Annotated in this window: 21 protein-coding genes; 12 read left to right on the top strand and 9 right to left on the bottom strand. The window is 66.4% G+C overall.

Going from position 1 to position 20,167, the window contains the following annotated elements; translation table 11 throughout:
* Positions 1 to 125 precede the first annotated feature (125 nt).
* On the top strand, positions 126 to 599 hold the full coding sequence (locus tag NWF24_RS19400) for a cupredoxin domain-containing protein (RefSeq protein ID WP_258349944.1): 474 nt from the start codon (positions 126 to 128) through the stop codon (positions 597 to 599).
* Between the two features lie 225 nt (positions 600 to 824).
* The gene (locus NWF24_RS19395) at positions 825 to 1,205 is read left to right on the top strand and encodes a helicase SNF2 (RefSeq protein ID WP_258349943.1); all 381 of its coding nucleotides are present in this window, start codon (positions 825 to 827) and stop codon (positions 1,203 to 1,205) included.
* 89 nt (positions 1,206 to 1,294) lie between these two features.
* On the opposite strand, the gene NWF24_RS19390 is transcribed toward NWF24_RS19395, so the two are convergent.
* Both NWF24_RS19390 and NWF24_RS19385 read right to left on the bottom strand, forming a co-directional pair.
* The gene (locus tag NWF24_RS19390) at positions 1,295 to 1,684 is read right to left on the bottom strand and encodes a DUF427 domain-containing protein (RefSeq protein WP_093052527.1); all 390 of its coding nucleotides are present in this window, start codon (positions 1,682 to 1,684) and stop codon (positions 1,295 to 1,297) included.
* A 242-nt stretch (positions 1,685 to 1,926) separates the two neighbouring features.
* Entirely contained in the window at positions 1,927 to 2,244 is a 318-nt protein-coding gene (locus NWF24_RS19385; RefSeq protein ID WP_258349942.1) for a DMT family transporter, read from the bottom strand.
* A gap of 91 nt (positions 2,245 to 2,335) precedes the next feature.
* On the opposite strand from NWF24_RS19385, the gene NWF24_RS19380 reads away from it, so the two are divergent.
* From NWF24_RS19380 to NWF24_RS19365, 4 genes are all read left to right on the top strand, one after another.
* The gene (locus NWF24_RS19380) at positions 2,336 to 2,737 is read left to right on the top strand and encodes a winged helix-turn-helix transcriptional regulator (RefSeq protein WP_258349941.1); all 402 of its coding nucleotides are present in this window, start codon (positions 2,336 to 2,338) and stop codon (positions 2,735 to 2,737) included.
* A 40-nt stretch (positions 2,738 to 2,777) separates the two neighbouring features.
* Positions 2,778 to 3,746: a Bug family tripartite tricarboxylate transporter substrate binding protein gene (locus tag NWF24_RS19375; RefSeq protein WP_258349940.1), complete on the top strand. Its 969-nt coding sequence runs from the start codon at positions 2,778 to 2,780 to the stop codon at positions 3,744 to 3,746.
* Positions 3,747 to 3,791: 45 nt separating this feature from the next.
* On the top strand, positions 3,792 to 4,448 hold the full coding sequence (locus tag NWF24_RS19370) for an FABP family protein (protein ID WP_258349939.1): 657 nt from the start codon (positions 3,792 to 3,794) through the stop codon (positions 4,446 to 4,448).
* Between the two features lie 107 nt (positions 4,449 to 4,555).
* A complete protein-coding gene (locus tag NWF24_RS19365) occupies positions 4,556 to 5,491 on the top strand; it encodes a LysR substrate-binding domain-containing protein (protein WP_258349938.1) in 936 nt (311 codons plus the stop codon).
* Here the strand turns inward: NWF24_RS19365 and NWF24_RS19360 are convergent.
* The 4 genes from NWF24_RS19360 to NWF24_RS19345 form a co-directional block, all read right to left on the bottom strand.
* On the bottom strand, positions 5,479 to 6,534 hold the full coding sequence (locus NWF24_RS19360; RefSeq protein WP_258349937.1) for a porin: 1,056 nt from the start codon (positions 6,532 to 6,534) through the stop codon (positions 5,479 to 5,481). The genes NWF24_RS19365 and NWF24_RS19360 overlap by 13 nt on opposite strands.
* 122 nt (positions 6,535 to 6,656) lie before the next feature.
* Positions 6,657 to 7,532 (bottom strand): amidohydrolase family protein, encoded by an 876-nt coding sequence (locus NWF24_RS19355; protein WP_258355319.1) that lies wholly within the window; start codon positions 7,530 to 7,532, stop codon positions 6,657 to 6,659.
* 18 nt (positions 7,533 to 7,550) lie between these two features.
* Entirely contained in the window at positions 7,551 to 8,528 is a 978-nt protein-coding gene (locus NWF24_RS19350) for a Bug family tripartite tricarboxylate transporter substrate binding protein (protein WP_375338393.1), read from the bottom strand.
* Between the two features lie 141 nt (positions 8,529 to 8,669).
* Positions 8,670 to 9,587, bottom strand: a complete 918-nt coding sequence (locus tag NWF24_RS19345) for a LysR family transcriptional regulator (protein ID WP_258349936.1) — start codon at positions 9,585 to 9,587, stop codon at positions 8,670 to 8,672.
* An 88-nt stretch (positions 9,588 to 9,675) separates the two neighbouring features.
* On the opposite strand from NWF24_RS19345, the gene NWF24_RS19340 reads away from it, so the two are divergent.
* From NWF24_RS19340 to NWF24_RS19325, 4 genes are all read left to right on the top strand, one after another.
* Positions 9,676 to 11,067: an acyclic terpene utilization AtuA family protein gene (locus tag NWF24_RS19340; protein ID WP_258349935.1), complete on the top strand. Its 1,392-nt coding sequence runs from the start codon at positions 9,676 to 9,678 to the stop codon at positions 11,065 to 11,067.
* Positions 11,064 to 11,432, top strand: a complete 369-nt coding sequence (locus NWF24_RS19335; RefSeq protein ID WP_258349934.1) for an AtuA-related protein — start codon at positions 11,064 to 11,066, stop codon at positions 11,430 to 11,432. Before NWF24_RS19340 ends, NWF24_RS19335 begins: the two co-directional genes overlap by 4 nt.
* Positions 11,433 to 11,480: 48 nt before the next feature.
* Entirely contained in the window at positions 11,481 to 12,446 is a 966-nt protein-coding gene (locus NWF24_RS19330; protein WP_258349933.1) for a Bug family tripartite tricarboxylate transporter substrate binding protein, read from the top strand.
* A gap of 64 nt (positions 12,447 to 12,510) precedes the next feature.
* Positions 12,511 to 14,592, top strand: coding sequence for an alpha/beta hydrolase domain-containing protein (locus tag NWF24_RS19325; RefSeq protein WP_258349932.1), 2,082 nt, complete (start codon positions 12,511 to 12,513; stop codon positions 14,590 to 14,592).
* Here NWF24_RS19325 and NWF24_RS19320 read toward each other — a convergent pair.
* The gene (locus tag NWF24_RS19320; RefSeq protein ID WP_258349931.1) at positions 14,589 to 15,365 is read right to left on the bottom strand and encodes an NAD(P)H-dependent oxidoreductase; all 777 of its coding nucleotides are present in this window, start codon (positions 15,363 to 15,365) and stop codon (positions 14,589 to 14,591) included. The two genes, NWF24_RS19325 and NWF24_RS19320, sit on opposite strands and share 4 nt — an antisense overlap.
* 89 nt (positions 15,366 to 15,454) lie before the next feature.
* On the opposite strand from NWF24_RS19320, the gene NWF24_RS19315 reads away from it, so the two are divergent.
* Complete coding sequence (locus tag NWF24_RS19315) at positions 15,455 to 16,348, top strand: LysR family transcriptional regulator (protein WP_258349930.1); 894 nt, start codon at positions 15,455 to 15,457, stop codon at positions 16,346 to 16,348.
* 20 nt (positions 16,349 to 16,368) lie between these two features.
* Here NWF24_RS19315 and NWF24_RS19310 read toward each other — a convergent pair whose 3' ends face one another.
* On the bottom strand, positions 16,369 to 18,348 hold the full coding sequence (locus NWF24_RS19310) for a sensor histidine kinase (RefSeq protein ID WP_258349929.1): 1,980 nt from the start codon (positions 18,346 to 18,348) through the stop codon (positions 16,369 to 16,371).
* Positions 18,349 to 18,617: 269 nt separating this feature from the next.
* Here NWF24_RS19310 and NWF24_RS19305 point away from each other — a divergent pair, with 269 nt between their 5' ends.
* Positions 18,618 to 19,616: an OmpA family protein gene (locus tag NWF24_RS19305; protein ID WP_258349928.1), complete on the top strand. Its 999-nt coding sequence runs from the start codon at positions 18,618 to 18,620 to the stop codon at positions 19,614 to 19,616.
* A 26-nt stretch (positions 19,617 to 19,642) separates the two neighbouring features.
* Here NWF24_RS19305 and NWF24_RS19300 read toward each other — a convergent pair whose 3' ends face one another.
* Positions 19,643 to 20,137 (bottom strand): Lrp/AsnC family transcriptional regulator, encoded by a 495-nt coding sequence (locus tag NWF24_RS19300; RefSeq protein ID WP_177142350.1) that lies wholly within the window; start codon positions 20,135 to 20,137, stop codon positions 19,643 to 19,645.
* Positions 20,138 to 20,167 lie beyond the last annotated feature (30 nt).

The following is a 20,167-nucleotide window of genomic DNA, read 5'->3' as shown; positions in this document are numbered from 1 at the left end:
TTACGAGCGCGGGCGCAGATTGCTTTCTTGTAATCCGCGCGTCAGGCGATCGCCGGATGGGCTTTCCAGAATCCAGCGCGTGCAGTTCTCATCACTCGCCATTCATCACCCAAGGAACACCATTCATGAAGCGCGCATTCCTCACCACCACCGCTTTCGCCACGTTGCTCGCCGCATCTGTCACAGGCGCAGCCGCATCGGGCGCGCACGACAACGCCATCGGCCAGCCCGGCATGGCTGCCAAGGCGACTCGCACGGTCCAGGTCGACATGACCGACGGCATGCGCTTCACGCCAGCCGACATCAGCGTCAAGCAGGGCGAGACCGTGCGCTTCGTGGTCAAGAACTCCGGCAAGCTGAAGCATGAGCTGGTGCTCGGCACCCAGCAGGACCTGAAGGCGCACTACGCCTCCATGATGAAGAACCCGGAGATGGAGCACGCCGAGCCGAACATGGTGACGCTCGCACCGGGCAAGACCGGCGAGGTCGTCTGGCAGTTCACCAAGGCGGGCAAGGTCGACTTCGGGTGCCTGCAGGCGGGGCACTACGACGCCGGGATGAAGGGCGTGGTGAACGTGGCCAGTGCCGCGGGCAAATAGGTCTGGGCGCGGCGCGATTGTTTCCATCACATGAACGCCGCGGTTCCTTTTGCTGCGGGTTTTTACCTACTCATCGGCTCACAATTCATCTCACAGACCAGCCCACAAGCGAATCTGGATGAACAGGCCCCGAGCGAGGTGGCCGCCCCCCGAAGGGACGGTGACCCACCCAAGACCGGTTCGAAATCATCCCGTATGCAAAGAACTGAATTGAAGGAAATCCAAATGACCGCCTCGAAGCTCCTCTCCGCCATCTCCCTCGCACTGCTGGCTGCTGCCGGTGCCGCTCATGCCGAAAGCTATGACGGCGTGCATCAACTGACCTCGGCCACCAGCCGCGCCGACGTTGCCAGCCAGGCTGTGGTAGCCGCACGCAGCGGCAACCCCTACGCCGACGGCGCCAACTCGGGCCCCGTGCAACTGATCGCCTCGACGACCAGCCGCGCTGCAGTCCGCGCTGAAGCGGTGGCTGCCGCTCACAGCGAGAACCCGTATGCCGAAGGCGTGACCTCGCGTGTCGCTCCGGTGCTGGCAAGCGGTGTTGATCGCTCCACCGTGCGTGCCGCAGCCCGCGCTGCTGCTCGTGGTGACGCTCTGCCGCTGTAATCGACAACAGCAACGCGCATAAACAAAAGCCGGGCCCTGCGAAAGCGGGGCCCGGCTTTTTGTTTGTCTGTTCAGGGGGAGGGGGCGAGCTAGTAGACGCGCTCTTCGATCGGCCCCACGCGGTCCGGATAGAACGCCACGTAGTCCTTGATCTGCGAGACATGCTCGTAGGGCGACTCGTAGGTCCACACCGCATTCACCGAGCGCTCGCCGCCGGCCGGAATGCTGTAGTAGTTGCACTCGCCCTTGTACGGGCAGTAGGTTGCATGAGACGTGCGCTCGAGCAGCGACATCTTCACGTCCTTGCGGGGTATGTAGTGCACGGTTCCGAAGTGCGCCTCGCGCAGCGTCAACGCTTCGCGCGTATCGGCGACGACGCAGCCATCGACCGACACCACCACGCGAAGCGGGTTGGGTGCAATGGTGATCGGATGGTCGGGGCCGGGGGTCTTGATGGTGCGTTCTGCGGTAGCGAACATGAGAAAGCTCCTTCGGGCAATCGGGGTGACGCAGGAATCGGCGGATGCGCATCTTGCCGCGATGCCGTGGCGATTTGAAGTAGCAAGAAAATCGGCCCATTCGCGACATGGTTAAAGACCGCGAATTCATTTGAACGGCTCTGGGAGCCTTTTAGATGGTGATTCAGCATGCAAGGAATACTGAAGTTCCATATCTTCGATGCGCAGGTTGCGTGTGGTCACGAATGTGTGTGCTTCGCGCATCAGCTTTCGATGAATCGAAGGCCCACGGTACCGCCGATTACCAGCGCGATGCATGCCATCCGCGGTGCAGAAAGCGCCTCCCCGAAGAACAAAACGCCCGTCAGCACCACGCCCACCGAGCCGATGCCGGTCCAGATCGCGTAGGCCGGACCCAGCGGGAGGTAGCGCAGCGCCCTGGTCAGCAGGTAGATGCTGAGCAGCGCGGTCGATACGCCTGCAACCGACGGCACGAGCCGTGTCCAGTCTTCCGACTGCTTGAGTGCGGCGGCCATGGCGATCTCGACGAGACCGGCAGCCAACAGAAATATCCAACCCATGAAAAAACTCCTTCGATGCTGTTGCGGGTAGAGCCGAACCGGATAATTCCGGGCTGGGCACCGATCAACAAGTACGCACCTTTTGGTAACCATGGGAAATTCAAAGACGCCATCGAAGAAGACCGCGCCTGTGGAAGAAGCCGAAGCCGCGCCGGCCGATGTGTGGAGCGCCGATTGCCCCTCGCGCCGCGTGCTGGAGCTCATCGCCAACAAGTGGGCGCTGCTGGTCATTCCGCTGCTGCGCGGTAAGCCGCAGCGCAACAACGAGCTGCTGCGCAAGGTCGGGGGTATCTCGCAGAAGATGCTCACTCAGACCCTGCGCGACCTCGAGCTCAATGGGCTGGTGCTGCGCGAAGACCACCAGACGGTGCCGCCGCATGTCGAGTACAGGCTCAGCCCGCTCGGCCTGTCATTGAGCAAGACGCTGATCGCCGTGGACCGCTGGGCCGAGGCGAACCATGCGCAGATCGACGCGGCGCGGCACCGTCAGTGATACCTTCGCCCGACCTCGAGCGACCCACCGAAGGACCGAAGTGAAGAAGAACAAACTCGCCACGCTGTTGCTCGCTGGCCTGGTGGCCGCCGGCGCCTGGGCCCAGGACTGGCCCGCCAAGCCCGTGCGCGTGATCGTGCCCGCACCGGCCGGCAGCTCGCTCGACCTGATCGCGCGCACGCTGGCCGACCGCCTGCGCGTGATGTGGAAGCAGCCCGTGGTGATCGAGACCAAGGCCGGAGCGGGCGGCCTGATCGGCATGGATACGGTGGCCAAGGCGCCGCACGACGGCTACACGCTGGGCATTGGCTTCAACGGCCCGATTGCCTTCGGCCCCTACATGTATGCGCGCATGCCCTATGCGCCCGCGCGCGACCTGGTGCCCATCGTGCTCACGACCTCGCAGCCCAACGTGCTGGCGGTGCAGGCGGGAAACCCCGCGAACACGCTGCCCGAGTTCGTCGAATGGGCGAAGAAGCGCGGCAGCAAGTTCAGCTATGCATCGGTGGGCGCGGGCAGCTCGTCGCACCTCACGATGGAGCTGTTTCGCAGCGCGGCGCACATCGAGGCGGTGCATGTGCCGTATTCGGGTTCGCCGCCCGCGGGGCTTTCGGTGGCGGCCGGTGACACGCAGGCGTTGTTCACGGTGGCGCCCGCGCTGCTGCCGCTGATCCAGGGCCAGCGCGTGAAGCTCATCGCCGTGACCAGTGCCAAGCGCTCCGAGCTCATGAAAGACCTGCCCACCGTGGCCGAGTCGGGCTACCCGGGTTTCGAGTCGCTGGCCTGGAACGGCTTGTTCTCCGCCAGCGGCACACCGCCCGAGGTGGTGCGCCGTATCAACGCCGACGTCAACGCCGTGCTGCAGGAGCCGGCCGTGCGCGAGCTGCTGGCCAACCAGGGGCTGGTGGCGGGCGGCGGCTCGACGGAAGAGTTCAAGGCCTTCATCGACAGCGAAGGCCGCAAATGGGGTGCGATCATTGCCAAGGTCGGCATCCGCCTCGACCAATAACACTCTCGACAACCCACGCCAGAAGACTCCAGGAAGAGAAAGAACATGGAACAGCAGTTTCCCCGCGACATCTACACGGAACCCGAGCCCGATCCGCACACGCTCGCCAACCTGGGCCCGCTCACGGCCCTGGCGGGCATCTGGATCGGCAAGGCCGGCCACGACGTGAGCCCGAAGGAGGACGGCCCCGAGGCCGAGGCCTACATCGAGCACGCAGAGTTCCAGCCCATCGACGCGCAGACCAACGGGCCGCAGATCTTCTACGGGCTGCGCTACCACTTGCGCATCGTCAAGCCCGACGACGTGGAGACTTTTCACGATCAGGTCGGCTACTGGCTGTGGGAGCCCGCCACGGGCGCGCTGATCCAGACACTGTCGATCCCGCGCGGGCTCACGGCCATGGCCACGGGGCACGCGAAGGCCGGCGACCGCAGCTTCAGGCTCGAAGCGGTGCGCGGCGGCGAGACCAATGGCATCGTGGCCAACCCTTTCCTGGAGCATGCGTTCAAGACACTGCGCTACAGCATTCAGGTGACGATCCACGACGACGGCAGCTGGTCGTACGAGCTGGAAACGGTGCTCAGCGTGCTCGGAAAGCCCGAGCCCTTCAGCCACACCGACCGCAACACGCTGCGCAAGATCGGCGAGCCCACGCCGAACCCGACTGCGCAAGCTGCGATGGCGGCGAACGCCGCAGCCTGAGCCGCTACTTCGCGACAGCCGCCGAAGGGCACAGCACCAGTGGTTCCGGCACCCGGATAGAACAAACACGCATAGCTCGCAATCGGTTATGTCGATAGCCTCAGGGCATGGACCTGAAACAGCTGGAGTACTTCATCCGCGTGGCCGAACTCGGCAGCTTCACCCGCGCGTCGGACGTGATCGACATCGCGCAGCCTGCGCTGAGCCGCCAGGTGCGCCAGCTCGAAGTGGAACTGCGGCAGAACCTGCTGGTGCGCAACGGCCGCGGCGTGGTGACCACGGATGCCGGCAAGCGCCTGCTGGAGCATGGCCGCGGCATCCTCCACCAGGTCGAGCGGGCAAGGGAAGACATGAGCCTCATGCGAGATGCGCTGGCCGGTCGCGTCGCTGTCGGCCTGCCGCCCAGCGTGGCCGGTGTGCTGACGGTGCCGCTGGTGCGGGCCGTGCGCGAGCGGCTGCCCGATGCCGCACTGTCCATCACCGAGAACCTTTCGACCGCGATGCAGGAATCGCTGCTCACCGGCCGGCTCGACATCGCGCTGCTCTACAACCCGCAGCCTTCGCCTGACGTGGACAGCGAGACGGTGCTGGAGGAAGACCTGTTCCTGGTCAGCGCGACCAAGGGCACTGGGCCCGCGCGTCGTGGCGCACCACTGGCCTTGCATCAGCTGGCCGAGCAGCAACTTGTGATTCCGACCCGGCCCAACGCGATCCGCATGCTGGTCGAGGCGGAGCTTGCCGCCATTGGCCGGCGGCCACAGATCGCGCTGGAGATCGACGGCGTTCCGGCCATCCTCGCGCTGGTGGCCGATGGTGCCGGCCACGCCGTGCTGTCGCGCAATGCGGTCACCCTTGCCGGGCGATCGCAGCGCTATGCGATCCGGCCCATCGTCAAGCCCGGCCTGCGCAGCCGGCTGGCGCTGGCGACCAGTTCGCAGCGGCCGGTCACGCGCACGCAGCGGGCCATGGGCGAACTGCTGCGCGAGCTCGTGCAGCAGCATCTCGGCGCCAACGCTGTGACTGGTGCGGCTCAGAAGCGATGACGCACGCCTAGGCCCACGCTGCCACTGTTCCCAAAACCGGTCAGCCGGTCTCGCATATAGACCGCATACAGGTCGGTCCGCTTTGAAAGAAAGTGGTCGTAGCCAGCCGCCCAGGTGGTGCGGTGCGTTTCGGCGGCGCCCGTCACCTTGCGCTCGGTGCGCGCCACCGAGGCGAGGAAACGCCCCGCACCCACAGGAACCGTAGCACCCAGCTGCGCGGTATTTGCTGTGGTACGGATGTCGGGCGTGCGGGTGCGCTGCAGCTGGCCGTACAACTGCACGGCCTTGAAGTCGTAGGAGGCGCCGACCAGCGCAGCGTCCTGCCGGCCGATGGTCGTGGTGAAGCCGGGGCCGGTTTTGGCCTGCTGCACTGACACCACGGCGGCAAAGGGCCCCGCCGCATAGTTGAGGGTCAGGTTCAGGTTGCGGATGCCTTCTCGGTCCTGCACTTCGCCCATGCCGTAGAGCAGGCTGGCGCGCAAGCCGGCGAAGGTGGGGGAGGTGTACTGAATGGCGTTGCTCCACACGCTGTCGCCGAGCACGGCGCGGTTGTACGTGGGCTGCCATGTGTGGAGCATGACGGGCGAGAACTGCAGCGATACGCCGAACGGGTTGAAGGCGCCGCTGGCCACGAACATCGGATTGGTCTGCCGGCCGAGCGACAGCTGGCCGAAACCGCCCGCCAGGCCTACCCACGCATTCCGCGAAAAGTACGGGTCGGTGCTGTTGCGCCCGAAGGTGCCGGAGTCGGTCTGAAAGAAGCTCTCCAATGCGAACTGCGCCTGCAGTCCGTCACCGAGGCTTTCGCTGCCCCGTACGCCCCAGTAGGCCGTCGTCATGCCACCGCTGCCGAGCAGCTTGGTGCGGCCGGGCTCGTCGCTGCGCTGCATCGATCCGACGAAGGCGTCGAGCAGGCCGTAGATCTGCACGCTGCCCGCAGCATCTGCGGCGGACTGCGCCCATATGGGGTGCGTGGCAGTGCAAAGCGCAAGCGCCGGTAGTGTGCGCAGCGAAAGGGCCTGAAGGCGCGAAAGTCTTCTCATGTCGTCTGTCTCCTCGTTGTGATTCGTAGCCTGCAAGGGCGCAGGCGCGCGCGTCCGCACGCCACGGTTGCGCCGTGGCATGGGGAGCGGTGTCGGTGGTGTGTACGAAGCGCGGGCGGCGCTCAGTCGTACCAGTACAGGCGGGTCGGGTTGTCGACCAGCAGCTTGCGAAGCTGCGCCGGGTCGTCGCTGAACAGCGGCAGCAGATCAACGAGCTTGCCGTCGTCGGGCATTTCGCGCACGTTGGGGTGCGGCCAGTCGGTGCCCCACAGCACGCGATCGGGCGCGGCCTCGATCAACTGGCGCGCGAAGGGCACGGCGTCTGCATAAGGCTGCCCCTGGCTCGAGAGGGTCTGCGAGATGCGCTCGGCACCGCTCACCTTGACCCACGCGCGCTCGTCGCGCATCAGCTCCAGCATCATCGTGCAGGCCTGCTGGCCGAGGCCGTGCTCGACCATCGTGCGGCCCATGTGGTCGATGACGAAGGGCACCGGCAGCGTGTCGAGGAATGCGCGGTAGGTCAACAGGTCATCCGCGTCCAGATGCAGCACCAGGTGCCAGCCCAGCGGCCGTATGCGCTCGGCCATGCGCAGCACTGTGGGCAGGTCGGGCGCGCCGCCCAGGTGCTGCACGAAGTTGAAGCGCACCGAGCGCACGCCGGCCTTGTGCAGCGCGGCGAGCTCGGCATCGGTGACGCCCGCACCCACCATGGCCACGCCGCGATAGGTGTCGGGCGATTGCGCGATGGCGTCGAGCATGGCGCGGTTGTCGTGGCCGTGCACGCTGGCCTGCACCAGCACCACGCGCTCGATGCCCAGCAGTTCGTGCAGGGCGCGCAGCTTTGCGGCCGGCGCATCGGGCGGCGTGTAGCGGCGGTTGTCCGAATACGGAAACACGTCGCCGGGGCCGAACACATGGCAGTGTGCGTCGCAGGCGCCGGCTGGCAGTCGGAACGCGGGGCGGCTCGGGTTTGAGTGGGGTGGGGCGATGGTTTTCAAGATGTCGTTCACTGCTGCTTACTGCTTGGGAATGCCGGCGCGCTGGATCACGGCCGACCAACGCTGGATTTCGCTTTCCAGCAGCCGCGCCTGTTCCTGCGATGTGCTGCTACGCGGCTCCACGCCGAGGTTCTGCAGGCGCTTCATGACTTCGGGCGAAGCCAGGGCTGCGCGGGCCTCCTGGTTCAGGCGGGCGATCACGTCGGGCGGTGTCTTGGCGGGGGCGGCCAGCGCGTTCCATGATGCAACCTGGAAGCCCGGCGTGCCGCTCTCTGCAACGGTCGGCACGTCCGGCAGGCTGGGCGAGCGCTTGTCGCCCATGACCGCCAGCGCGCGCAGCGCCTTGCCTTCGATCTGCGAGAGAACGGGCGAGAGGATTTCCACCGCCACATCAACCTGCCCGCCACGCAGCGCCGTGACCACAGCCGGCGTGCCGTTGAAGGGTACGACCTGCGCATCGATGCCGAGTGAACTCTTCAGCAGCTCGCCTGCCAGGTTCTGCGTGCTGCCAACGTTGATGGTGCCAATGTTGAGCTTGCCCGGATTGGCCTTGGCGTGAGCCACCAGGTCGGCGAATGTCTTGAACTTGCTGTTGCTCGCTGTGAGCACCGCCATGTCGAAGTAGCCGAGCGTGGAGATCGGCGCGAAGTCCTTCACCGTGTCGTAGGGCAGCGACTTGAACAGGCCCACGCTCACGGCATTGCCGTTGGACATCAGCAGCAGCGTGTGGCCGTCAGGCGGCGCTTTGGCCACGGTGTCGGAGGCCACCACGCCGCCCGCGCCGGGTTTGTTGTCGACCACGATGCTCTGGCCCATCGACTCGGACATCTTCTGGGCCACGCTGCGTGCGACCAGGTCCGCCACGCCACCGGCACCGAAGGGCACGATCAGGCGGATCGGACGCGAAGACAAGGGGGCGGCCAGCGCGGGCGATGCGCGCAGGCCGGCGGCCAGGGTCAGCATCAGGCCGACGAAGCCGCGACGGGAATGTCTCATGTGTCTCCTTATTGAACTTGCGTGCGGCCTTGCGCGCCGCTGACCCGAACTATTGCCCGTGGGTCAGCCCCCGGCAAGATCGCGTTCGCACTGGGAGATATAGTTTTTCGGCATGGCTGGGCGCTCGCGTGGCGCTCGGCGTCAATCCAGCCGCAGCGACCCCAGCCGCGCGACGATCAGGTCGTGCAGCGTCTGCGCCGCCACCGACAGGCTGCCTTCGCGCCGCTGCACCATGTAGAGCGTGCGCGTGAGGGAAGGCAGGGGCAGCGGCCGCGTCACCAGCGTCTCGCGCTGGAAGTGGAAGAGCGTGAGCGCGGGCACCACGCTGATGCCCAGCCCGGCCTCGACCAGCCCCATCACAGTGGCCAGGTGCTCCACCTCGAACACAGCGTTCAGCCTTTGCGGATGCAGCGCCGCGTCGAGCGCCTGCCGCACGCTGCTGTTGCGCGCCATCTGGATGAAGGGGTGGGGCGCGATCTTCTTCACCGTGAGGCGCGACTCGCGCGCCAGCGGGTGGTCGGCGCGGCACACGAGGTGGAAGCGGTCGGTGCAGAGCTTGCGCGCACGCAGGTCGCTGTCGGCCGTGCCGCCGGCGCCCGAGGCGGCGAGCGCGAAGTCGGCCTGGCCATTGCGCACCAGCGCAATGCAGGCGTCGGACAGCGCGTCGTCCAGGTCGATGCGGATGCCCGGCCAGGCCTGCATGAACTCGGCGAACACGGTGGGCAGCCAGCCAGCCGCGAGCGAGGGCAGGGCGGCTACGCGCACGCGGCCCTTGCGGCGCTCCACGTGGTCGGCAAGGTCGCCCATGGCGCTGCCCATGTCGTCGAGCAGCCGGCGCGCGGAGCCCTCGAACAGCCGGCCTTCGGGCGTGAGCTGCACGCTGCGCGTGTCGCGGTCGAACAGGCGCGTGCCGACCGCGTCTTCGAGCGTGCGGATCAGCGCGCTGAACGCGGGCTGCGAGAGATGGCTGCTCTGCGCCGCGCGCGTGAAGTTGCGGTGCTCTGCCAGCGCGAGAAAGGCGCGCAGCTGTCGCGTGGAGAGGTCGGGCGTCTTTCTCATCATGTCTCTCTTTTTATTTGAAAAGCGGATCAATCGATCCGTATTTCCGATTTTACGGATGACCGATCGCTGCCTACAGTGCACGGCAATGAACTCCATTGATCCGCCCACGCTGCTGATAGGTTGCGCCGCCGGCTTCTCGGGTGACCGCACCGACGCCGCCGGGCCGGTGGTCGACACGCTGATCGCGCGGCTGGCCGGCGGCCCTCAGGGGCTGCGCGCCTTCCTGATCTTCGAGACGCTGGCCGAGCGCACGCTTGCGCTGGCGCAACTGCGCCGCCGCGACAACCCCGACGCAGGCTACGAACCGCTGCTCGACGACATGCTGCGGCCCGTGCTCGCGCGTTGCCTGGCGCATGGCATCCGCATCGTGAGCAACTTCGGTGCCGCCAACCCGCGCGCCGCCGCCCGGCACATTGCCCGCATGGCGCGCGAACTGGGCGCGAGCGCGCCGCGCATCGCGGTGGTGGAGGGCGACGACCTGTCCGGGCCCGAACACCGCGAGCTGCTGAACGAAGCGCTCGGTGCGCAGATGGAAGGCCTGCGCATGGTCAGCGCCAATGCCTACATCGGCGCCGAGCCGATTGCCGCCGCACTCGATGCGGGCGCGCAGATCGTGGTGTGCGGCCGCGTGGCCGATCCGTCGCTCACCGTTGGCCCGGCCATGTCGCACTTCGGCTGGCGCGCCGATGACTGGGCCCGGCTGGGCCGCGCGACCATGGCGGGGCATCTGCTCGAGTGCGGCGCACAGGTGTGTGGCGGCTACTTCGCCGACCCGGGCTACAAGAACGTGCCGGGGCTGGAAGCGGTGGGCTTCCCCATCGCAGAGATCGACACCGACGGCCGCTGCACCATAGGCAAGGCCGACGGCACCGGTGGCCTCGTGAGCGAAGCCACGGTGAAGGAGCAGCTGCTCTACGAAGTGCACGACCCGGCGGCCTACCTGACGCCCGACGTGGTCGCCGACATTGCCGACGCCGAAGTGCACGCGCTGCCCGGTGCGGATCGTGTTGCGCTCTCCGGCGTGCGCGGCCATGCGCGGCCGGGCCGCTACAAGGTCAATGTCTGCCATGAAGGCGGCTGGCTGGCCGAGGGCGAAATCTCCTATGCGGGCCCGCGCGCCGAGGCCCGTGCGCGGCTTGCAGCGGACGTGCTGCGCAAGCGCCTCGACGGACTCGCATTGCGCGTGGACCTGATCGGCGCGCTGAGCATCCTGGGCGACGACGCGGGCCGTGCGCTGGCGGATACACCCGACGCCGGCTTGCGCGACGTTCGCCTGCGCGTCGCCGCCACGCATGCCGATCGCGCGCAGGCCGAACGACTGGCGCGCGAGGTCATGGCGCTCTACACCTGCGGCCCGGCAGGCGGCGGCGGCGTGCGCACCGCGCTCACGCCGCGGCTCAACACGCTGTCGTGCCTGCTGCCGCGCGAGGCGGTGCCGGTGCGCTTCGAACTGCTCGGCGAGGAGGCCCTGGCATGAACACCATCACCACCGACACCATCGAAGTGCCGCTGTACCGCGCCGCCCATGGCCGCACCGGCGACAAGGGCGACCGCTCCAACATCAGCGTCATCGCCTGGCATGCGGAGCTCTATCCCTTGCTGGTCGAGCAGCTCACGCCCGAGCGCGTCGCTGCGCAGTTCCACCACCGCGCACCGTCGCAGGTGCAGCGCTTCGTGTTGCCGAAGCTGCACGCGATGAACTTCGTGCTCGACGCTGTGCTGGACGGCGGCGTCAACGACGCGCTGAACCTCGACGCGCATGGCAAGGCGCTGTCCTTCCTGCTGCTCGACATGCCTGTTCGCGTGCCTCGCGCGCTTGTACCGTTGCTGGCTGGGCCGTAGCGGAGGCTTTCTCTTTCCCCTTTATCCATTCGATCCGGAGACAAAAAAATGAAACGATTTCCCCTCACCGTGCTGACCGCCGCACTGGCTCTGATGCCACTGCTGAGCCACGCGGATGCCTTCCCCGAGAAGGCCATCACCTTCGTCGTGCCCTTCGCGGCCGGCACAGCCACCGACCAGATCGCGCGTGCGCTCGGCAACCAGATCGCGGCGGAGACGAAGCAGGCCGTCATCATCGACAACAAGGCCGGCGCCAGCGGCTTCATCGCCTCGCAGAACGTGGCCAAGGCTCCCGCCGACGGCTACACGGTGCTCATCACCACCAACACCACGCACGCGGCCAATGAGCACCTGTTCAAGAAGCTGCCCTACGACCCGGTGAAAGACTTCGCGCCCATCGCCGCGCTCGGCAAGGGCGGGCAGATCATGGTGGTGAACCCCTCGTTCCCCGCGAAGAACGTGGCCGAGTTCATCGCGCTCGCGAAGAAGGAGCCGGGCAAGTACAGCTTCGGCAGCGGTAGCTCGTCGAGCCGCATGGCGGGCGAGCTGCTGCAGCAGATGGCCGACATCAAACTGCTGCACGTGCCCTACAAGAGCAACACGCTCGCCGTGACCGACCTGCTGGGCAGCCAGATCAACATGATGATCACCGACACGGCCACTGGCCTGCCGCAGGTCAAGGCCGGCAAGCTGCGCGCGCTGGGCATCTCCAGCTCGGCGCGCTCGCCGCTCGCGCCCGACGTGCCCACCATCTCCGAAGCCGGCGTGAAGGGCTACGAAATGGGCTACTGGTTCGCGGCCTATGCGCCCGCGAAGACGCCGCCGGCCGTGGTCAAGCGGCTCAACGAGCTGCTGGTGAAGGCTGCGAGGAGCGAGGCTGCAAAGACAGCGTTCTACGAGCCGACCGGCACCGAGGTGTTCACGACCTCGCCCGAGGAACTTGCGAAGTTCCAGGCCAACGAGTCCCAGAAGTGGGGCCGCATCGTGAAGTCGGCCGGCATCGAGGCCGAGTAGCCCGCGCGCCGTAGCGGGGACCGGCGCCGCAACGCGACAAGACACACAACGAAGGAGACAAACCATGAAACGCTGGAGCCTTTGGGCTGCCACGGTGGCTTCGGCCGCCCTTTTTCTGAGCGCATGCGGTGGAAGCGGAGCAGGAGGCGTGCTGCTGCCACCACCCACCACCACGACGCCCACCACACCACCCGTGACTGCCACCGCGCCCAGGTACAAGCTAGCCATTACCGCGACCGAAGACGTGCCCGGCACCTTCGGCAGCGTGGGCGCCTACGAGAAGATCAGCGGCACCTTCACCGGCGAGGTCGATCCGAAGGACGCTCGCAACGCCATCATCCAGGACCTCTCGCTCGCGCCGCTCAACGCCAACGGCAAGGTCGAGTACACGTCGGACTTCGTGCTCTTCAAGCCGAAGGACATGACCAAGGCCAGCGGCGTGCTGCGCTACGACGCGCCCAACCGCGGCAACATCGTGAGCCTCGATCCGTACTTTGCCTCGCGCGGCTACGTTTTTCTGACGGCCGCCTGGCAGGGTGACGTGCCGGCCGCGCCCGGCAAGCTCACGCTGAAGGTGCCGGTCGCGAAGAACGCCGATGGCAGCAGCATCACCGGCACTTATCGCGCCGAGCTGCTGCCTACCGCTGCGAACAACGATTCACTGCCCCTGCCGGGCGGCCCGTTCAATGCGGCGATGCAGGCCTATGCCACCGCGAGCCTCGACAACACGAAGCCCGGCTATGTGCTCACTCGCCGCATCAACGAAGGCGACGCGCGCCAGCTCATTCCCGCGAGCGAATGGAAGTTTGCGAAGTGCAGTGCCACCACGCCGTTCCCCGGCACGCCCGACGAGACAAACGTCTGCCTCAAGGACAAATGGGACCCGGCCTACATGTATGAGCTGGTCTACATCGCGAAAGACCCGAAGGTCATGGGCCTCGGCCTCGCGGCGCTGCGCGACATGATCACCTTCTTCCACCGCGACGCGAGCGATGCGGCGGGCACAGCCAACCCGGTGGCCGCCGCCATCAAGAACACCATCGCCTCGGGCGTCTCGCAGTGTGGCAACTTCATGAAGACCTTCGTGCATCTCGGCTTCAACGAGGACCGCGCGGGCCAGAAGGTGTTCGACGGCGTGTTCGCGCAAATTGCGGCGCGTCAGACCAACATCAACATGCGCTTCTCGATTCCTGGTGGCGGCGGTGGCGTGCGCGCCGACCACACGGCCTTCGGCCAGGCCGGCACGCGCGGCCTTTCGAAGGACTACGTGGACGACGTGGCGCAGCGGCGCGGCGGCATCCTGTCACGCTGTGAGGCGAGCGGCACCTGTCCCAAGCTCTTCATCGGCTTCAGCGGCACCGAGTTCTGGACCCTGCAGGGCTCGCCGCTGCTGACCGATGCCTGGGGCACGACCGACCTTGTGCAGCCCGGCAACGCGCGCATCTACTACTACGCGAGCACGCACCATCTGCTGGGCCTCCCGTCGCTGCCGGGCGCAAGCGCAGGGGCGCTGTATGCGACCAACGGCAATGCCGGCGTGATCCCGGTCGTGCGTGCGCTGTACCAGAACCTCGAAGACTGGGTCGTCAAGGGCACCACGCCGCCCGACAGCCAGGTGCCGAAGCTGGCAGACACCACGCTGGTGCGGCCGCAGCAGCTCAAGTTTCCGGCGATTCCGGGCGTGAGCTACACGGGGCTGGTCAACACCTATTCGTTGCTGGACTGGGGCCCCAACTACAGGCCGCAGGACGAGAGCGGCATCGCCACGCAGGTGCCGCCGGCCTACCTGGGCCGCGACTACGCGATCCTGGTGCCGCAGGTAGATGCGGACGGCAACGACCTCGCAGGCATCCGCAGCCTGGACGTCGCCGTGCCGCAGGGCACGAACACCGGTTGGAACTACACGAACCAGCCCGGCCGCATCGACCAGGCCGGCCTGTTCGGGTCGTACTTTGCGTTTGCCAAGACGGCGGCGCTGCGTGGAAGCGACCCGCGCCCGTCGCTGCAGGAGCGCTATGTGGATCAGGCGGGCTACGTCGCGGCAGTAACCACGGCTGCCAATGACCTGGTGGCGAAGCGCTTCATGCTGCGTGTGGATGCCGATGCGGCTATTGCCAACGCGGTCGCCAATCCGGTACTGCCTTAAGCCGAATGCACCCCAAAGCCCGTCTTGCCCGGCGCGATGTCTTCGCGCAGGGTGAGCGCGGGAATCTCGTAGTCGCCGGCGTTCTGCCGGCGGAACGGAATCGGGTCGGTCGCGAACAGCGCGTCGAGCCGCTGACCCAGTTCCTCGGTGATGCGCGCATAAGCAGCCTCATCGACCTTGTTCGTGCGATGCACCACGTACGGCGGCAGCACATCGAAGCCGGGGTAGTAGAGGATGCCGTGGTGAATGGGGAAGAGCAGGTCGTCCATTGGCCCGTTGATGCCACGCGGCGCGTAGTGCGATGCCCAGCCACCGGTCGTCACCACCAGCATCGCGCGCTTGCCGGCCATCACGCCTTCGCCGAAGCGATCGCCCCAGTGCGTGTCTGAATGCTCGCCGAGGCCGTAGGCAAAGCCATAGGCGTAGATGCGCTCGACCCAGCCCTTGAGGATGGCGGGCATCGAGTACCACCACAGCGGGAACTGCAGTACTACGGCATCGGCCCACAGCAGTTTTTGCTGCTCGGCGGCGATGTCTGCGGTTTGCGTGCCGGCCTCGAACGCATGAAGCGAATCGAGCACGGGGTCGAAGCGCGCGGCGGTGTCGCGTGCGGGGAAGTCGTCGGCGTCGAGTGCGGGCTTCCAGCGCATGGCGTACAGGTCGGACACGCGTACGGAATGGCCCGCAGCCACTAGGCGTTCGAGCATGAAGCGATGGAGCGCGCCATTGAGCGAGGCGGCTTCGGGGTGGGCAAGTACCAGAAGGATGTTCACGGTTTTACAAGAGGTCGAATGAAGATGTCCGCAGGTTAGGCCTCGTGGCGATATATTGGAAATGAATAGTCTGAATCCAAGGAATTGCCATGAACAATTTCAGCCGCCTCGATTTGAACTTGCTGGTCACGCTTGACACGCTGCTGGCCGAGCGCAACGTCACGCGTGCAGCTGAGCGTTTGAACCTGTCGCAGCCCTCGGTGAGCGTGCAGCTCGCCAAGCTGCGAGAAGCGTTCGATGACCCGCTGCTGGTGCCCGCGCAACGCGGCATGCGGCCCACCGCGCGCGCCGACGAACTGCGCGAGCCTCTGCGCGAGGCGCTTGAATCGCTGGGCCGCGCGGTCGCGCCCACGAAGCCTTTCGACCCCGCAGAGGCGACCACCACCTGGCGCGTTGCGGCAGCCGACTATGCCGAGTCGGCCATCCTGCTGCCGGCGCTGGCCGGGCTGCGTGCCGCGGCGCCGCACACGCGGCTGGCCGTGGTGGAGGCGGTGCCATCGCGCATGGCGCGGCAGCTGGAGAGCGGGGAGATCGATCTCTTCTTCCACACCAGCGTGGGCGCGCCGCGTGGCCTGCATGCGCGGGTGCTCTTCCACGAACGCTACGTGCTCGTCGGGCGCGCCGGCCATCCGCGCCTGAAGCGCCGGCCGACGCTCGCGCAGTTCTGCGCGCTGGAGCACGTGGTGGTGTCGCTAGCCGGCGGCGGCTTCGCTGGGCCAACGGACGAAGCACTGGCCGAGAAGGGCCTGACGCGGCGCGTGGCGCTGTCGGTGCCGCACTTCCTCTTCATGATGTCGGTGCTGGCCAGCACCGACATGGTCGCGATGCTGCCCGAGCGGCTGGCGCGCGGCGCGGCCGGGCTGCGTGTGGTGGAGGCGCCGCTCGAGGTGCCCGGCTACGAGATGGCGATGCTCTGGCACGAGCGCCGGCACCGCGACCCGGCGCACAAGTGGCTGCGCGAGCAGATTGTTGCGAGCCTCTGAGCCGGGCTCGGAAGGCGGGCTCAGAAAGCGCTTATGGCCTTGTCGGTTTCGGCCTTGCGGTGCAGCGGCAGCCACAGCGTGAAGCGCGTTCCAGCGCTGCCGGACTGCCAGCTCACCTTGCCACCAATCACCTGCGCGCGCCGCTGCTGGTTGCGCAGCCCCCGTCCGCTTCGGCGCAGGGCCTCTTCCACGTCGAAGCCTTCGCCGTTGTCTTCGATCACCACGTTCACGCCTTCATCGACTGTCGCGGTGCTCACGCAGATGATGGTGGCCCGCGTGTGGCGCAGCACGTTGGCCACGCATTCCTGCACGATGCGCAGGATGTGCAGCGCGCCGTCCGGGTCCAGCCAGGGTAGCGTGGGCACGGGTTGCACTTCCCATTGCAGCGTGATGCCGGCGCTTTCGATGCGCGGCGCGAGGCGAAAGCGCATGGTTGCCAGCAGGAGCAGCAGGTCGGCTTCCACGTTTTCCATGGAGTCGATCACCAGCCTCAGGTCTTCCATGCAGCCCTTGAGCACGCGCGAAATCTCGGCCTCGCTCATGGCGCCTCGCTCCACCGAGCGGATGGCGCTGATCAGCGACGAACCCAGCCCGTCGTGCATGTCCTGCATGAGGCGGCGGCGCTCGGCATTGAGCATGTGCTGGTTCTCGATCACGCGCAGCCGCTGGTAGCTTTGCTCCAGCTCGGCTTCGCGCGCCTGCAGGCGCTGGGCCAGGCCCTTGTTCAGCCGGGCCACCTCGGCGAACGCGCCCGTGTAGCGCTGGAACATGATGTACGAGAAGACGAAGAACAGGCTGATGATGGCGTAGGGAGAGGTGTACACGGCCTCCGGGCTGACCAGGTTGTTCTGCAGGAGCCCGTCGTAGGAAGTGAAGGCGACGGCGAAGACAGTCCAGCCAGCCACCAGCCGCCCCTCGGGCAGTTGCGCGCGCAGCGCCTTGCGCAGGTTCACCGCAAAGATCGTCACCGCGACGGGCAGCACCATCAGGTTGAGCAGGGGCGTGAACAGGTAGAGGCTGACGATCTCCGTCGACACATGGGGCAGCGTTGCGATATTGCAGGCCAGCGCCAGGGTCACCGACACACGGGTCAGCCAGGGCGATGGCTGCAGGTGCAGCCGCTGCAAGAACAGGTGGATGAGGACGATCAGCCAGAGCAGGCTGGCCACGGTCATCCATTCGAACCAGTCGTCCGAGATCGGGATGAAGCTGCCGCCCGCGTAGTAGTGAAGCGTGCGCAGGAAGGCGAGCGCCGAGATGGCAAAGAACAGCAGGTAGAGCGATTCGCGCCTCTTGAACAGCCACACCGCGAACGCGAATGCACCAACCGCCAGGAACGCGGCGCTGCCCATGAAGGGCAACTGCACCTGCAGCAACTGGCGGATCTGGTAGCGCCAGCTCAGCGATTCCTCGTCGCCCACCCACAGGGTCGAAAAGCCGCTGCCGCTGTTGCGCAGGCGGTCGACGCGAATCAGCACAGATGCCGGGGCGGGCGTATTGGCGGTCGCGTTCAACGGCAGCAGGAGCGGATGGTTGTAGCCGTTGTGGATGGGGCTGCCATGCGACTGGTAGAGCAGTACGCCGTCGCCGTACACCGCGATGTTGCCCAGGGTTTTCCAGCGGGGGAGGTACAGAAGCTGCTGCTGCGTCTTCGGCGTCAGCCCGGACAGTTCGATGCGGTACCAGTCGGTGACGGTTCGCTCGCCGCTCGCCGCATCGGGCACCAGTTCGCGCTGGGCTGTGTAGGGGAGGTTGATCGTCTTCCAGCCATCGGTTGGCAGCGCGGCATCCACGATATGCCGCGGAGGTGCGGAATAGCCCGTGCCGGAAACCGAGAGCAACTCGGCCTGCGTGATATGGACAGGGCCGTCGTGCTGCGGCACCGCATCCGCCGGGAGTTCATCGGCGTACGCAAAAGACAGGAAGGCCAGCGGCAGGGCCAGCCAAAGCCTTGCGATCCACCGGCTGATTCGCCAACAGCCTTTGCTGCCTAGCCTCATAGATCGCTTCTGCCTTGGAAATCACTTTTCTCGTGCTGTGAATGCGCCGGACGATTGCCGGCACCGTGCTGTAGCCATCTTTTGACGAGCCCAGACTCCCGCTCACGCGGGCGGGCGCAATTATGTCCTCGCCCAGCCTTTCCGGCCAAACCGGGCAACTTGCCGCAAATTCTTGAATGGCATAGACCATCCGTCGAATGCACAGCGGCGGCCTCGCTCCCTAGCATGGAGCGCGTCGCCGCTCTTGCCGCACTCTGCCCGATGCACCGATGAAAACGCTCGCATTCCTGGCCAGCCTCGCCGGCATGGCCTTGCTTTCGCTCGCCACGGGCGCCGCCGAGCCCGCCAAGGACCCCCCGCTGGTCGGCCGCTACGAGGGCGCTGTGCTCGACGGCTACAAGGCCGCCGCCTACGACGAGGTTGGCCTCATCAAGGAGCCGTTCCAGAACTGGGCGGGCGGCAAGCCCGACCTGCTCAAGGTCGAGGGCAAGGTGACGCTCTATCTCTACAGGCTGCCGAAAGACCGCTCGCTGCTCGAAGTGCAGCGCAACTACGAGTCCAGCCTGAAGGCCAAGGGCTTCGAGGTGCTTTTTACCTGCGGCACGGCCAATGCCTCGTGCTACAAGCCGCGGCCCGGCAGCGTGGACACCAACACGCCCTACGACTTCGCGCTGGCCTTCGATGACCCCGAGTGGCCGCGCCTGGGCAGCCGCGGCGACTATGCGCGCAACTATTTTTCGGTGAGCGGACGCTATCTGCTTGCGAAGAAGACCGGGCCCACGGGCACCGTCTACGCCAGCATTGCGCTGGCCGAGCACAACGCCGATGTCGGCAACCACGCCTTCGTGCGCGTGGTCGAGAGCAAGGCGATGGAAGACAACAAGATCGTGTTCGTCGACGCGACGGCCATGCAGAAGAGCCTGGCGGAGACGGGGCGAGTGAATCTCTACGGCATCCTGTTCGACCTGGACAAGGACATCATCCGCCCCGAGTCGCAACCCACACTCGACGAGATGACCAAGCTGATGCGCAGCAACCCGCCGCTGAAGCTTTCGGTGGTGGGGCACACCGACGCGCAGGGGGAGGCGAAGCACAACGACGACCTGTCGAAGCGCCGCGCGCTGGCGGTGATCGCGGTGCTGGTGAAGGCCGGGGTGGATCCGCGCCGCTTCACCACGCGCGGTGCGGGCGCGTCGGAGCCGGTGGCGCCCAACGACAACGAGGCGGGGCGGGCGAAGAACCGGCGGGTGGAACTGATCCGGCTCTGAGGTTCTGAGGAGGTCCGTTCGCGCCCTCAGATGACGGGCACGCTGGTTTCCTTCAGCACCCGCAGCACGAAGTGCGACTTGCTGTGCCGGATACCCGGGATCTTGTAGAGCTTTTCGCGCAGCAGCCGCTCGTAGTCGCGCGTGTCGCGCACGGCGATGCGGATGTAGTAGTCGTAGTCGCCCGACACCAGGTAGGCCTCCTGTATCTCGGGAATGGTCGCGAGCACGCGGCCGAAGTCGTACAGGGTCTCGTCAGTGTGGCTTTCGAGCGTGACCTGCACGATCACCGAGTCGTGATAGCCGAGCTTGGCCGGATCGACATCGACCGTGTAGCGCTTGATGACGCCGGAGGCCTCGAGCTTCTTGATGCGCGTCCAGCAACTGGTGGGCGACAGGCCGACCTCGTTGCCGATCTCCTGCAGGGTCTTGCGCGAGTCGAGCAGCAGCACGCGCAGGATCGCCAGGTCGGTCTTGTCAAAAGATCCTTCGTTATCGCCGGGTGTTTGCCGATTGGTTTTCATTAATCGAGCTTAAAGAGCCAAAAGAAAGAA

It is taken from the genome of Variovorax paradoxus, assembly GCF_024734665.1.
In the GTDB taxonomy this organism is placed as follows: Bacteria; Pseudomonadota; Gammaproteobacteria; order Burkholderiales; family Burkholderiaceae_C; genus Variovorax.
The sequence above is the reverse complement of the archived record's forward strand: the minus strand, read 5'-3'. Positions and strand labels throughout refer to the sequence as shown.

Excerpts from the sequence above, each read along its gene's own strand:
- NWF24_RS19300 (WP_177142350.1), bottom strand. The coding sequence starts at position 20,137 with ATGAAAACCAATCGGCAAACACCCGGCGATAACGAAGGATCTTTTGAC.
- NWF24_RS19330 (WP_258349933.1), top strand. The coding sequence starts at position 11,481 with ATGAAACGATTTCCCCTCACCGTGCTGACCGCCGCACTGGCTCTGATG.
- NWF24_RS19365 (WP_258349938.1), top strand. The coding sequence starts at position 4,556 with ATGGACCTGAAACAGCTGGAGTACTTCATCCGCGTGGCCGAACTCGGC.
- NWF24_RS19380 (WP_258349941.1), top strand. The coding sequence starts at position 2,336 with ATGGGAAATTCAAAGACGCCATCGAAGAAGACCGCGCCTGTGGAAGAA.
- NWF24_RS19395 (WP_258349943.1), top strand. The coding sequence starts at position 825 with ATGACCGCCTCGAAGCTCCTCTCCGCCATCTCCCTCGCACTGCTGGCT.
- NWF24_RS19360 (WP_258349937.1), bottom strand. The coding sequence starts at position 6,534 with ATGAGAAGACTTTCGCGCCTTCAGGCCCTTTCGCTGCGCACACTACCG.
- NWF24_RS19370 (WP_258349939.1), top strand. The coding sequence starts at position 3,792 with ATGGAACAGCAGTTTCCCCGCGACATCTACACGGAACCCGAGCCCGAT.
- NWF24_RS19340 (WP_258349935.1), top strand. The coding sequence starts at position 9,676 with ATGAACTCCATTGATCCGCCCACGCTGCTGATAGGTTGCGCCGCCGGC.
- NWF24_RS19315 (WP_258349930.1), top strand. The coding sequence starts at position 15,455 with ATGAACAATTTCAGCCGCCTCGATTTGAACTTGCTGGTCACGCTTGAC.
- NWF24_RS19390 (WP_093052527.1), bottom strand. The coding sequence starts at position 1,684 with ATGTTCGCTACCGCAGAACGCACCATCAAGACCCCCGGCCCCGACCAT.
- NWF24_RS19400 (WP_258349944.1), top strand. The coding sequence starts at position 126 with ATGAAGCGCGCATTCCTCACCACCACCGCTTTCGCCACGTTGCTCGCC.
- NWF24_RS19385 (WP_258349942.1), bottom strand. The coding sequence starts at position 2,244 with ATGGGTTGGATATTTCTGTTGGCTGCCGGTCTCGTCGAGATCGCCATG.
- NWF24_RS19345 (WP_258349936.1), bottom strand. The coding sequence starts at position 9,587 with ATGAGAAAGACGCCCGACCTCTCCACGCGACAGCTGCGCGCCTTTCTC.
- NWF24_RS19305 (WP_258349928.1), top strand. The coding sequence starts at position 18,618 with ATGAAAACGCTCGCATTCCTGGCCAGCCTCGCCGGCATGGCCTTGCTT.
- NWF24_RS19350 (WP_375338393.1), bottom strand. The coding sequence starts at position 8,528 with ATGAGACATTCCCGTCGCGGCTTCGTCGGCCTGATGCTGACCCTGGCC.
- NWF24_RS19310 (WP_258349929.1), bottom strand. The coding sequence starts at position 18,348 with ATGAGGCTAGGCAGCAAAGGCTGTTGGCGAATCAGCCGGTGGATCGCA.
- NWF24_RS19325 (WP_258349932.1), top strand. The coding sequence starts at position 12,511 with ATGAAACGCTGGAGCCTTTGGGCTGCCACGGTGGCTTCGGCCGCCCTT.
- NWF24_RS19335 (WP_258349934.1), top strand. The coding sequence starts at position 11,064 with ATGAACACCATCACCACCGACACCATCGAAGTGCCGCTGTACCGCGCC.